Genomic DNA, 11,938 nt, shown 5'->3' with positions numbered 1-11,938 from the left:
CGGGGCCTTGAAAGCAAAAGGAAAACTCACCATCAACGCGATCATCGCGGCCATGAAGCCCGGCATCCGGTACTCGTCGCACGATCTCGCCCGTCGCCTGAAGCAGCCCGTTTCGTCGGTGCGCCAGGTGCTCGCGTTGGACGTCGCACTCGCGCGGCTCGACAGCCATTCCGAGAGCCGCGGGCGGATGTACTCGCTTGCGGGAACGAGCCGATCGCCCGGGACGCACGTCGACATGCGCGTCCGGCCGGACTTCACCAGCAACCTGTCGGGCTACATGGCCGAGATCAACACGCGCCAGGCGCTGGCGATGACGACGCGGGGTGTGCGATGAGCGATGTTGTCGAGTTCAAGTCGGCGTTCGATGCCGTGCGGTTCGCGATGTGCTACTCGTCGCAGCAGTACGGCGAGACGATGCTGGCAAAGCGGCTGCGCGGCGAGTCGATCGGTACTGGCATGGGTCTGGTCGGGCTCGATGGCGCGGGGCAGGCCGGGGAGATTCGCCGGCACCTCTGGGAGCTGCCCGAACTGCACCTGTCCGTGATCGTCGCGCGCGCGGCGCCGCATGACCTGCCGTGCTCATGCGGGGCGGCGTGCTGCAGCGGCCGGACGCCGAATCTCGAGTGGCAGGCTGCGATCGGCTGGTTGATCCGGGCGTCCGCCGCGTACTGCTCGGGCTTCTCGCACTACCGCGTGCGGCGCGCGATCATCGAACGGCTGTTCGGCGTGAAGTGCGACCTGGTCGACATCGCGCACGACTGCGAGGCGCACGTGAACACCGTCAGCAAGCACTACGCCGCGGTGCGGAAGTGGATCGAGGGCGACAAGAAAAGCGGTGAGGCGGGCGTCGAGGGCCTTGCGTGGTCGGTGATCGAGCGACGGTTCAGCGAGCTCGGATTACTGCAGGAGCGATCGACCGCTTGACAATGTGTGTTTCGCACACAATAATCCGCCATATTCGATACACGTCATACGTGCGTCCGAAGCAAAGAAGCCCGCGAAAGCGGGCTTTTTCGTTTGTACTCCACTTGCTCGGAAGTTGCAGGTTGGTCAATATTTGGTTTCCAACCATTGGAGACCAGAAATGCCAAAACACTCGGCTCAGCAACAGGGGATCGCGGTAGATACTGCACGTATCGCTGGCGAGTTGAACGCTGCAGCAGTTATCTTTCGTGAGAAGTTCAAGGCTGTCGCGGAACGGCCCGGTTCTGCAACGCTTGGCGTAAGGTGGCGTGATCTTGAGTCTGTATCGGCGCCCAGCTTTGCCTTTGATACGTTCAGTGGCACGGTGATCGCTGCTTTCGACCACGTCGATAGTGCTTCAGCTTCAGATGGCGGCGGACTGCGCGGGCGATACCGCTTGTATCGATTCGACGGAAATCCCATTAAGCCCGAGCTCAAGGAGTTCTGGGCGTTCTTGACAAACGAAAGCGGATCAGCGACGTGGGCTATTCCAGGGCAGTTTGAGTGGAACACCGGGATCGATTCGGACGTTGTGAGTTTCGTCTATCGTTCACTCTTGGAGTTCTACGGAACGATCGATCAAGTGTAGTTTGGGTGTAAGTGATCGTGCCAATGTGAGCCCGCTCAGCGAAAGCCAGCGGGCTTTTCTGTTTCGCTACAGGCCGAAGAACCACGTTTCCGCCGATCGCGTCGCGACAATCTCGCAAGGTTTCCCAATCAAATCGCATGCGGCGTGGACGAAATCCACGACACCGGAGCCCCCGAGTTCTGACTGCCCCCAGTAGAGGCCGGTGGGAAGTGGGTATGAGCCGCCCGTCGTTGCTGGAATTTGCCGATAGAACCCGAGTAGAGCCATTTGGACATGCAGGTGTGCGTAATCGAGTTCGTTTGCCCCGTGCAGTTCGACGCGTACAAGATAATCAGCCATGGTCGCCCCTCTGTGTGTGGTTATCGGCGTTCTATGTAGAGCGCCTGCTGCGAACTTATACGTGCGTGAACGTTCGTCAATCCTGTCGTAAACCCTGAATACCAGCAATGGGACGCCGACAAACTTCCGTTCCCGCCGTACTGCAACTGCATAGTCGGCCGGCGCCCCCCGACATCCTTTTCGACGAGTCGAACTGGATCCGGCACATCGTGCCGGCCGACGGCGTCGCCGAGTGGGTGAACGAGACGCTCCTGCGCGAAGGCGCGCCGCTGCACAACCCGGATCACGAGCACCTGGTCGACGCCGACATCGCCTACCTCTGGGCGGCCGTCGAGAACGTGCGCCAGATGCGGCGCGTCGTGGGCCAGTGCGAAGAGGTGACGATCCGCGCCGGCGGCTGGCAGCGCGCGCGGCAAGAGCAGCAGTATCTCGAATGGTTCGGCCGCATGCCGGCGTTCCTGATCACGCTCGACGCGCACTACGCGCGCGAGTGCAGCGATCTGGAGTGGTGCGCACTGGTCGAGCACGAGCTGTATCACATCGGCCAGCGCACCGACGAGTTCGGCGCGCCGGCTTTCACGAAGGACGGCATGCCGAAGCTCGGCATCCGCGGGCATGACGTCGAGGAATTCGTCGGCATCGTCCGGCGCTACGGCGTCGGTGGCGGCGCCGGCGACACCGCGAAGCTGGTCGATGCCGCCCGCCGCGCGCCGGAGGTCGGCCACGCCGACATCGCGCGCGCCTGCGGCACCTGCATCCTGCGGGCCGCGTAACCCGAACGTTTTCCCGCTATGGCAGCACTTCCCGACACGATCAAGGTGTTCATCGTGCAGTCGCTGGCGTGCTTCGACACGATCTCGCGCACCGCGAAGGCCGTGCACGACGAGTTCGGCGTCGAGGTGTCGCCGCAGCAGTGCGAGCGGTACGACCCGACGAAGCGCGCCGGCTCGACGCTCAGCAAGAAGTACCGGGACATCTTCGAGCGCACGCGCGAGGAGTTTCTGAAGGACACGTCGCGCATCGGCGTGTCGCACCGCGCCGTGCGCCTGCGCGCGCTCGATCGCGCCGTCGCGCTGGCTGAGCAGCGCGGCAACCTGCCGCTGATGGCGCAGCTGCTCGAACAGGCTGCGAAGGAATCCGGCGACGCCTACACGAACCGGCGCCGCCTCGAACACACTGGGGAGAACGGCGGCCCGATCGAGAACAGGACGGTCGTCGTCGATGAAAGCCAGGTCGCAGCCGCCGTCGCCAAACTCGAAGACGAGTATTGACCCCGCAATCGAGCGGGCCGTCCTGAAGGCGAAGTGCGAGCGGGATCACCTGTTTTTCAGCCGGTACTTCTTCAAGCACAGGCAGGCGATCAAGTTCCGCGTCAACTGGCACCACGTGCTGATCGCCGACACGGTGCAGCGCGTAATCGACGGCACGCTGAAGAACGTCGTCATCAACGTGCCGCCGGGTTCGTCGAAGACCGAACTGGTCGCAATCAACCTGATCGCGCGCGGCCTCGCGCTGAACCCGCGCGCGCGGTTTTTGCACATCAGCTACTCGGACGACCTCGCGCTACTGAACAGCGAGACGGCGCGCGACATCGTCGCATCCGACGAGTACCAGGCGCTCTGGCCGCTGAAGGTGGCTGACGACGCGAAGTCGAAGAAGCGCTGGAACGTGCTCGTCGATGGCAAGAAAGCCGGCGGCGTGTACGCCGTTTCGCTCGGCGGCCAGATCACCGGCTTTCGAGCCGGGCACATGACCGAGGGCTGGCAGGGCGCGATCATCATCGACGATCCGCTGAAGGTCGAGGACGCGTATAGCAAGACGAACCGGGACAAAGCTAACCGCAAGCTGCAGTCGACCGTGAAGAGCCGAAAGGCGAGTCCGGACACGCCGATCATCGTGATCATGCAGCGGCTCGCGGAGGAAGACCCGACGGGCTTCATCAAGGCGCGCAAGCTGCCGGGCGACTGGGAGTTCATCGAGATCCCGGCGCTGATCACGGACGAGTACGTCGCGAAGCTGCCGGCGCATATCCGCGACCGCGTCGAGTGCGACGAGCGGGACGCGGACGGCCGATACAGCTACTGGCCGTACAAGGAGCCGCTGCAGGAGCTGCTCGCGTCCGAGAAGGCGGACGCGTACGTGTTCAACGGCCAGTACATGCAGCGTCCGTCGCCGCTGGGCGGCGGGATCATCCAGAGCGGCAAGTTCCTGCGCTACGGCGCGCTGCCGCAGTTGCAGTATCGGAAGATCTTCGCGGACACGGCGCAGAAGACCGCCGAGCGAAACGACTACAGCGTGTTCGAGTGCTGGGGCCTCGGGTACGACAACCGTCTGTACCTGATCGACCTGGTGCGCGGGAAGTGGAAGGCGCCCGAGCTGAAGCGCCGCGCGATCGACTTCTGGAACAAGCACGCGGCCATTGGCGCAGACGATCCGGGCGCTCCGGTGCTGCGCCAGATGAAGGTCGAGGACAAGTCCAGCGGTACGGGACTGATTCAGGACATTCAGGCCGAGGGCGGGATCCCGATCGAGGGCATCGAACGCGTCAAGGACAAGCTGACGCGCGTGATGGATGTCGTCAGCCACATCGACTCCGGCAACGTCGGCGTCCCGCTGGATGCCCCGTGGGTCAGCGACTTCTTGACGGAGTGCGACTCGTTCACGGCTGACGACACGCACATGCACGACGACCAGATTGATCCGATGGTCGACGCAATCAACGACATGCTGGGAGGCGCGAAGGACCTGTCGGTCTGGGAGCGGCTTGCCGGTTGAGCACGACAGGATTTCCCGGAATGTCGAAACGGAAGCAACAGACGCGGCCGCCGCGCGCGCCGGCGGTGACGCACGCCCATCGCACGGTCGACTCGTTCGCCAACTTCGAAGCGCGGCTCGGATGGGGTGCCGACAATCAGGCGTCGGCGGCGCAGTACACGCTGACGTACCAGAGCCGCAACCGTGTCTGGCTGGAAGCTGCGTATCGCGGGTCGTGGATCGTGCGCGCAGCGGTGGACGCGATCCCTGAGGACATGACCCGCAAGGGCATCGAGATGTCCGGGCTCGATCCGACCGACGTGTCGAAGATGGAGACGGCACTCACGCGCAAGGCGATCTGGGACCAGCTCTGCGATACCGGCAAGTGGGCGCAGCTGTACGGCGGCGCGATCGCGGTGATGCTGATCGACGGCCAGGACATGTCGCAGCCGCTTCGGCGCGAGACCATCGGGAAAGGCCAGTTCAAGGGCCTGCTCGTGCTCGACCGCTGGATGGTTGCGCCGCCGGTCGGCGAAGTCGTGACCGAGTTCGGCCCCGATCTGGGCATGCCGAAGTTCTACGACGTGCTGCCGACGGCGATCGGCTTGCCGCAGGGGCGCATTCACCATTCGCGCGTGCTGCGAATGGACGGCGAAGCACTGCCGTTCTACCAGCGCATCAGCGAAAACGGCTGGGGCCTGTCGATTCTCGAGCCGATGTGGGATCGGCTCATCGCGTTCGATAGCGCAACGGTCGGTGCCGGGCAGCTCGTCTACAAGGCACATCTGCGCACGCTCAGCGTCGAGAAGCTGCGCGAGATCATCGCGGCCGGTGGCCCGGCGCTTAACGGGCTGCTGAAGCAGGTAGAAATGATCCGCCTCGGGCAGTCGAACGAGGGGCTCACCCTCATCGATGCTACCGACAAGTTCGAGACTCATCAGTACACGTTCAGCGGGCTGTCGGACGTGATGCTCCAGTTCGCGATGCAGCTGAGCGGCGCGACCGGCATTCCGCTCGATCGCCTGTTCGGTCAGCAGCCGGCGGGCTTGAGCGACACCGGCGAAGGGTCTCGGCTGCTGTACCACGAGAAGGTGCACACGCGGCAGGAGCGCCGGCTGCGTAACCCGCTGCACGGCCTGCTCGACGTCATGTGCCGTTCCGAGATCGGCCAGCCGTTGCCGGAAGACTTCTCGTACGAGTTCAACCCACTGCAGGAGATGTCGGCGGCCGAGAAGGCGGAGATCGGCAACAAGACGGTCGATTCGGTGACGAAGGCTGTCGACGCCGACCTGATTCCGCGAAGTCAGGGCATGCGCGAGCTGAAGGCGTCATCGCCGGATACCGGTATGTTCGGCGACATTCCCGACGAGGCGATCGAGCAAGCCGAGCAGGACGAGCGGGGCGAAGATCCGCCGGACATCGATCCGGCGCTGACGATCGGCCCGGCGCCGGGCGCTGCTGCGCGGACGAATGATTCTCTGATTCGCAGGCTTTTCCGACGTCGATGATCCTCACCCTCGATCGAAAGCGCGACCGACGCAAGAATCCCGTCCGGCTGAGCGGTGCCGAGCGGCAGTACGGTAGCCAATTGCGAAAGATCGCGCATCAGGTCGGCGTGCTCGTGAACGGCTTTCCAGCCGATGACGCGTCGTATGCGCCGACGATCGAGGAATTGCTGCGTCGGTACGCGGAGGCGCTCGCCCCGTGGGCCGAGGCGACGGCGGCACGCATGATCGCTGACCTGAATCGGCGTGACGAGCAGATGTGGATGAAGCAGGCCGCCGACATGTCGCGCGCGCTGCGCGACGAGATCCGCGGTGCGGCCACCGGCGAGACGATGCGCGCGCTCCTGTCCCAGCAGGTGCGGCTGATCAAGTCAATCCCGCTCGACGCAGCCGAGCGCGTGCACCGGCTGACGCTGGAAGGAATCGTCGACGGCGCGCGCGCCGTGCAGATATCGAAGGCGATTCAGGAGTCGGGGCAGGTCGCGAAAAGCCGGGCCGACACGATCGCGAGAACCGAGGTCAGTCGCACGGCCGCGACGCTCACCGAGGCGCGTGCGCTCGACGTCGGCAGCCCCGGCTACTTCTGGCGGACGTCGGGCGACTCGGACGTCCGCGAGGACCATCGCGAGCTGGAAGGCAAGTTTTTCACGTGGGACAAGCCGCCGATCGCAGATAAGCGGTCGGGCGCGCGGGCCCATCCCGGCTGCATCTACAACTGCCGGTGCTGGGCGGAAGTCGTCCTTCCGAAGGGCTGATATGGCGAAGATGAAACGGGACAGCAGTGGATCGCTGCTGTTCGAGTGTCCGTGCGGTGAGCTGCACGTCGTCTATCCGCATGGCTGCGATTCTCCGAACCCGGCGCGATGGAGCTGGAACGGCAGCGTCGATGCTCCGACGTTGTCGCCGTCGATCCTCGTGTCGTGGCCCGGCCCCGACGATCGGCAGAACGTCTGCCATTCATTCATCACGGATGGCCGGATCCAGTTCTGCGGCGACTGCACACACGAACTGGCCGGGCAGACGGTCGAGCTTCCTGACTGGGTGGACTGAGCATGCCGACACATCGAACGACGTTGTGCGTGCGAGTGCGCACCGCATGGTGGTTGCCGCTGTACGCCCGATTCCTGGCCGTCTGGTGTCGGGTCACACGCACCGAGCCCGACTACGAGCGAATCCGTGGCGTCATTGCGCGCGGTGTCCGAACCAGCATCCAAGACTGATATGCGGATTTTCACCACTGACCATGCGTGCAGCTGCGGCTCGCACGCCGCGCGCGCCCGCGCGCATACCCGCGACGGCATCACTGCATCGGGCGTATACGCGGCCGAGCAGCTCGGCGAGCGGCAATCGATCACGCCGGAAGGCTTTCTGCTCTGCGAGGCCGTGCCGATCGCGCGCGTCGGCGCGCAGGACTACGCCTATTTCGAGCTGCCGGAGATCGAGGCGAAGGACGGCGTTATCGTCGCCGAGCGCACGGCCGACGTGCTGTTCAGCCCCGAGACGCTCGCCAGCTTCGAAGGCAAGCCGATCACGATCGACCATCCGCCGGACTTCGTGACGCCGGCGAACTACATGTCGGTGGCGCGTGGCACGGTCCGCAACGTACGGCGAGGCGAGGGCGACCAGACTGAGCTGATGCTCGCCGACCTGCTGATCACCGACGCGGAGGCGATCCGGCGTGTCCAGAGCAAGGGCGCCGACGCGCTCACGCAGGTCAGCAACGGCTACGACGCCGACTACGAACAGATTGCGCCTGGGCGGGCGCGACAGGTGGTGATCGTGGGCAACCACGTCGCCCTCGTGAAAAGCGCCCGCTGTGGCCCCGTGTGTTCGATCGGGGATAGCAGTTCCAACATACTCCCGACAGGAGATGCAAGCATGGCAACCAAGAAAGGCTCCAAGTTCGTCGACGCGTTGCGCAAGGCATTCATGACGCGCGATTCCGAGGCGTTCGAGAAGGCCGCGAGCGAGATGACCGGCGACGAAGGCGGCGAGGGTGGCGACGGCCAGCCCCAGATTCATATCCACATGCCCGGCACCGGCACCGATCCGAAGGCGGGTGTCTCCGCGACGGGTGACGACGGCGCCGGCGGTGGTGAAGGGGATCCGCTTAAGCAGGTCCTCGATGCGATCCAAGCGACCAACGGCAAGATCGATGCGCTCGCCAACCGCGTGACGAAGCTGGAAGGCGGCGGCACGCAGACGGGTGACGATGATGACGACGCCGGCGACGACGGTATGACCACGCAGGACAACGACGGCGCTGGCGACGGCAACGACGACAAGTCCGGCGCGCGGACCGGCGACAGCACGGCGCTGCGCGACCAGTTCCAAGACGCGCTCTCGCGCGCCGAAATCCTCGCGCCGGGCGTGCGGCTTCCGACATTCGACGCGAAGGTCGCGCGAAAGAAGACGGTCGATGCCATCTGCGTGTTGCGCCGCCGAGCGCTGCGCGCCGCGCTGGACAACGAGAACGCCGAACTGGTCAAGTCGGTGGTCGGCGGCGCGAACGTCGCCAGCATGACCTGCGATTCCGTGACGGCGTTCTTCAATGCGGCGTCGGAGGTCGTGCGTAGCAAGAACTCCGGAGTGACGCAGCGCCGGACGAATGATTCCGCTCAGGCCGAGCGGAAAGACATCAACCAAATCCACGCGGAATTCTGGAAGGTCCACAAGTAAAGGAGCCGACATGCCCTCGTTGCAAGCTTATCAATATCGCATGCCGGCAGGTTTTGCCGGTGACCTCCAGCGAGCCGAAGTCGCCACGATCGAGACGCAACTGATCGACTCGGCGGCGCCGCCGACGGCGTTCGGTGTGCCGGTGAAAGTGGTGAACGGCAAGATCCAACCGATCAACAACGCGGCCGACACCGCCGCGCTCGTCTACGGCGTGAACCTGCGTGCGTACCCGATCCAGGGCAACGGCACCGATCCGCTCGGGACGTCGACGCCGCCGACGAGCGGCCCGACTGACATCCTGAAGCGTGGCTACTTCAGCGCCGCGCTGGGCGGTACAGCGCCGGCGACGAAGACGGGCACGGTGTATGTGCGCGTCGCGGCGGCTGCCGCCGGCAAGCCGCTCGGTGGCTTCGAAGCGGCGGCCGACGGCACGAACACCGTCGCGATGCCCTCGAACTGGTATTTCACCGGCCCGGCCGACGCATACGGCATCGTCGAAATCGCCGTCAACATCTGATCCGGCGCTGAACAGCGCTTCACCCGAAGCCCCGCAATCGCGGGGCTTTTGCATTTCTGGAGCCATTACATGGACATGTCCGAACTGAAGCACCTGCGCCGGGCCGGGGCGTCGATCCCGATGTCGGCGGCCGTCGCGGATGCGACGCGCCGACTGATCCGCGCGCGTACGCAGGACCAGCAGTACACCTACGATCGCCAAACGATCGACTCGACGGGCGCGTTCCTCGTCGGCCAGCTCGAACGCCTCGACCAGACGCTCAACGAGCCGCTGGTCGAATACACCTGGTCGCGCGACATCTTCATCCGCAGCGACGTGTCGGCGGCCGACGAAGTCTCGTCGTTCACGAACTCGGCGTTCGGCATGAGCGGCGGCATCAACCCGAACGGCCTGAACTGGATTTCGAACGAGGGCAACGCGCTCGCGGGCCCGTCGGTCGATATCGGCAAGACCGCACAGCCGATGCTGCTCTGGGGTGCCGAAGTCAAGTACACGGTGCCCGAGCTGATCAAGTCGCAAGCGCTCGGCATGCCCATCGACTCGCAGAAGGTCGAGGCAATGAACATGAAGCGCAACATGGACCTCGACCAGATCGTCTACTACGGCGATCCGCAGATGAGCTTCACCGGCCTGGTGAACTCGATCGGCGCCGTCGGGAGCGTTTCGAACGTCGCGAACGGCGCGGCCGGCACGCCGCAGTGGGAAACGAAGACGCCGAAGGAGATCCTCAAAGACGTCAACGAGATCCTGACCTCGGCATGGCAAGCGTCCGGCTGGAAGGTGAAGCCGAACCGCCTCATGCTGCCGCCCGCGAAACTGGGCTGGGTTGCATCGCAGATTGTGAGCGACGCAGGCAACAAGTCGATCCTGACGTACCTGCTCGAGAACAACATCTGCACGCAGCAGGGCACGCCGCTCGAGATCCTCGAGCTGAAGTGGCTGATCGGCGCCGGCGCCGGCGGCACGCAGGGTCAGCTCGGCACCGTTGATCGCATGGTCGCGTACAACAGCGACAAGAAATACGTCCAGTTCCCGATGACGGACCTGCAGCGCACGCCGCTCGAGTACCGCTCGCTGTTCCAGATCACGACCTACTGGTCGCGTATCGGCCGCGTCGAATGGCGCTACGGTACGACGGCCGCTTACCGGGACGGGATCTGACATGGCGAAGATGGCGAAGATCAACGTTCTGACGGCGTTCACGATCCGGCTGGCCCACGAGGGCGAGGAAGTCGTCCGACGCATCGAGGCCGGTGTGCAGGAGGTCGAGGACTTCATCGCTGATCACTGGTATGCGAAGGCCCACACGGGCCCGCTGCCGGAGAAGTCCAGCGATTCGAGCGGCTCCCAAGACGGCGCGGCGGATCAGGCTGCCGCAGCCGCAAAGGCCGGCCTCCAAGCTGAGTCGGATCGCCTGGAAAAGCTGCGCACCGAGCTCGATACGTTCGGCAAGGGGCTGGACGACCGCGCGGCAGCGCTCGACACGCGCGAAGCTGCGGTTGCGGCGAGCGAGCAAGATCTCGCCGCTCGGGTCGCCGCGTTCGAGGCAGGCCAGAAGGACGCCGCTGCGGCCGCGAAGGATGGCGCTGCCGACGCCGCGACCCAGAAGTCCGGCAGCGGGAAGAAGGCATAATGGCCTCCCGGCGCCGCGCCATGCAGGCGCGCGCCGGGCATCTGCATTTTGGCAAGGTGACACGTGGATATCGCCCAGTTCCGACAGTCCTTCCCCGAGTTCAGCGACACGACGACGTACCCCGACTCGCTCGTCCAGTTCTGGATGACCGTGGCGGTATCGCTCGTCAACGCAGACCGATGGGCCGAGCTGACTGATCTGGGAGTCGCGCTCGTCACCGCGCACCACCTCGCGCTCGCCGTGAAGGACCAGAAGATGGCCGCCGTCGGCGGCGTGCCGGGCCAGGTGAGCGGGCCGCAGTCGTCGAAGTCCGTCGACAAGGTGAGCGCGAGCTACGACACCGCGGCCGTCGCGATCAAGGATGGCGGCTTCTGGAACGCCACGATGTACGGCGTCCGCTATCTCAGCCTCGCACAGATGATGGGCTCGGGCGGCATTCAGCTGTAATGCTGCTGTCGCCCATCGGGAGAATCCCATGGACGGCATGAAAATCGACCGCCTCGACGAGGTGCTGAAGTCGATAAGCGGGCTCGTGCAGAAGGAGGTGCTCGTCGGCGTGCCGGACAGCACCGCCGGCCGCAAGGACGAGGGCGAGCCGCTCAGCAACGCCGAGATCGGCTACATCATGGAAAACGGCTCGCCGGCAAACAACATCCCGGCGCGCCCGCACCTGGTGCCCGGCGTGCAGGACGCGCGGCCGAAGTTCGAGCCGCAACTGCAGAAGGGCGTCGAGGCGGCACTCGACGGCGACCTCGAAAAGGTCAACCGCAGCCTGAATCGCGCCGGCCTTGTCGCACAGAATTCCGTGCGTGCGAAGATCAACAGCAACATCGCTCCCGAACTGGCCGATTCGACTCTGGCCGCGCGCCGACGCCGCGGCGTGACTCGGGAGAACACGCTGGTCGACACCGGCCAGTATCGGAACTCGATCACATACGTGGTTCGCAAGAAGTAGCTCC

Annotated in this window: 16 protein-coding genes; 15 read left to right on the top strand and 1 reads right to left on the bottom strand. The window is 64.8% G+C overall.

The window, feature by feature from the left end:
* Positions 1-7: 7 nt before the first annotated feature.
* The 3 genes from WS66_RS21745 (at position 8) to WS66_RS21735 (ending at position 1,552) form a co-directional block, all read left to right on the top strand.
* Positions 8-334: a hypothetical protein gene (locus WS66_RS21745; protein ID WP_059603169.1), complete on the top strand. Its 327-nt coding sequence runs from the start codon at positions 8-10 to the stop codon at positions 332-334.
* Positions 331-924, top strand: coding sequence for a hypothetical protein (locus tag WS66_RS21740; protein WP_059603166.1), 594 nt, complete (start codon positions 331-333; stop codon positions 922-924). The genes WS66_RS21745 and WS66_RS21740 overlap by 4 nt, the downstream gene beginning before the upstream one ends.
* Positions 925-1,084: 160 nt before the next feature.
* Positions 1,085-1,552: a hypothetical protein gene (locus tag WS66_RS21735; protein ID WP_059603163.1), complete on the top strand. Its 468-nt coding sequence runs from the start codon at positions 1,085-1,087 to the stop codon at positions 1,550-1,552.
* Positions 1,553-1,618: 66 nt separating this feature from the next.
* Here the strand turns inward: WS66_RS21735 and WS66_RS33745 are convergent, their stop codons facing one another.
* Complete coding sequence (locus WS66_RS33745) at positions 1,619-1,891, bottom strand: hypothetical protein (RefSeq protein ID WP_159086567.1); 273 nt, start codon at positions 1,889-1,891, stop codon at positions 1,619-1,621.
* A 107-nt stretch (positions 1,892-1,998) separates the two neighbouring features.
* Here WS66_RS33745 and WS66_RS21730 point away from each other — a divergent pair, with 107 nt between their 5' ends.
* From WS66_RS21730 to WS66_RS21675, 12 genes are all read left to right on the top strand, one after another.
* Positions 1,999-2,664 (top strand): putative metallopeptidase, encoded by a 666-nt coding sequence (locus tag WS66_RS21730; RefSeq protein WP_059603160.1) that lies wholly within the window; start codon positions 1,999-2,001, stop codon positions 2,662-2,664.
* An 18-nt stretch (positions 2,665-2,682) separates the two neighbouring features.
* Positions 2,683-3,162 (top strand): DUF2280 domain-containing protein, encoded by a 480-nt coding sequence (locus WS66_RS21725; protein ID WP_059603157.1) that lies wholly within the window; start codon positions 2,683-2,685, stop codon positions 3,160-3,162.
* Positions 3,113-4,666 (top strand): phage terminase large subunit, encoded by a 1,554-nt coding sequence (terL, locus tag WS66_RS21720; RefSeq protein ID WP_059603154.1) that lies wholly within the window; start codon positions 3,113-3,115, stop codon positions 4,664-4,666. The genes WS66_RS21725 and terL overlap by 50 nt, the downstream gene beginning before the upstream one ends.
* Before the next feature lie 20 nt (positions 4,667-4,686).
* Positions 4,687-6,153 carry a DUF1073 domain-containing protein gene (locus tag WS66_RS21715; RefSeq protein ID WP_059603151.1) on the top strand — a complete coding sequence of 489 codons (1,467 nt, stop codon included), beginning with the start codon at positions 4,687-4,689 and terminating at the stop codon, positions 6,151-6,153.
* Positions 6,150-6,905 (top strand): phage head morphogenesis protein, encoded by a 756-nt coding sequence (locus tag WS66_RS21710; RefSeq protein ID WP_059603148.1) that lies wholly within the window; start codon positions 6,150-6,152, stop codon positions 6,903-6,905. The genes WS66_RS21715 and WS66_RS21710 overlap by 4 nt, the downstream gene beginning before the upstream one ends.
* A gap of 10 nt (positions 6,906-6,915) precedes the next feature.
* Positions 6,916-7,200, top strand: coding sequence for a DUF6527 family protein (locus WS66_RS21705; RefSeq protein ID WP_236872943.1), 285 nt, complete (start codon positions 6,916-6,918; stop codon positions 7,198-7,200).
* Between the two features lie 171 nt (positions 7,201-7,371).
* Positions 7,372-8,829, top strand: a complete 1,458-nt coding sequence (locus tag WS66_RS21700) for a DUF2213 domain-containing protein (RefSeq protein ID WP_059603143.1) — start codon at positions 7,372-7,374, stop codon at positions 8,827-8,829.
* A gap of 10 nt (positions 8,830-8,839) precedes the next feature.
* Complete coding sequence (locus tag WS66_RS21695; RefSeq protein WP_059603139.1) at positions 8,840-9,346, top strand: structural cement protein Gp24; 507 nt, start codon at positions 8,840-8,842, stop codon at positions 9,344-9,346.
* Positions 9,347-9,415: 69 nt separating this feature from the next.
* Complete coding sequence (locus tag WS66_RS21690; RefSeq protein WP_059603137.1) at positions 9,416-10,507, top strand: DUF2184 domain-containing protein; 1,092 nt, start codon at positions 9,416-9,418, stop codon at positions 10,505-10,507.
* 1 nt (position 10,508) lies between these two features.
* The gene (locus WS66_RS21685; RefSeq protein WP_236872942.1) at positions 10,509-10,979 is read left to right on the top strand and encodes an STY1053 family phage-associated protein; all 471 of its coding nucleotides are present in this window, start codon (positions 10,509-10,511) and stop codon (positions 10,977-10,979) included.
* A 63-nt stretch (positions 10,980-11,042) separates the two neighbouring features.
* Positions 11,043-11,426 carry a DUF4054 domain-containing protein gene (locus WS66_RS21680; protein WP_059603133.1) on the top strand — a complete coding sequence of 128 codons (384 nt, stop codon included), beginning with the start codon at positions 11,043-11,045 and terminating at the stop codon, positions 11,424-11,426.
* A gap of 28 nt (positions 11,427-11,454) precedes the next feature.
* Entirely contained in the window at positions 11,455-11,934 is a 480-nt protein-coding gene (locus WS66_RS21675; RefSeq protein ID WP_059603130.1) for a hypothetical protein, read from the top strand.
* Positions 11,935-11,938: the final 4 nt, after the last annotated feature.

Source organism: Burkholderia sp. LA-2-3-30-S1-D2 (assembly GCF_001523915.2).
Classification (GTDB): Bacteria; Pseudomonadota; Gammaproteobacteria; order Burkholderiales; family Burkholderiaceae; genus Burkholderia; species Burkholderia diffusa.
Note: the sequence above shows the minus strand (reverse complement) of the source record. Positions and strands in the feature narration are given on the sequence as shown.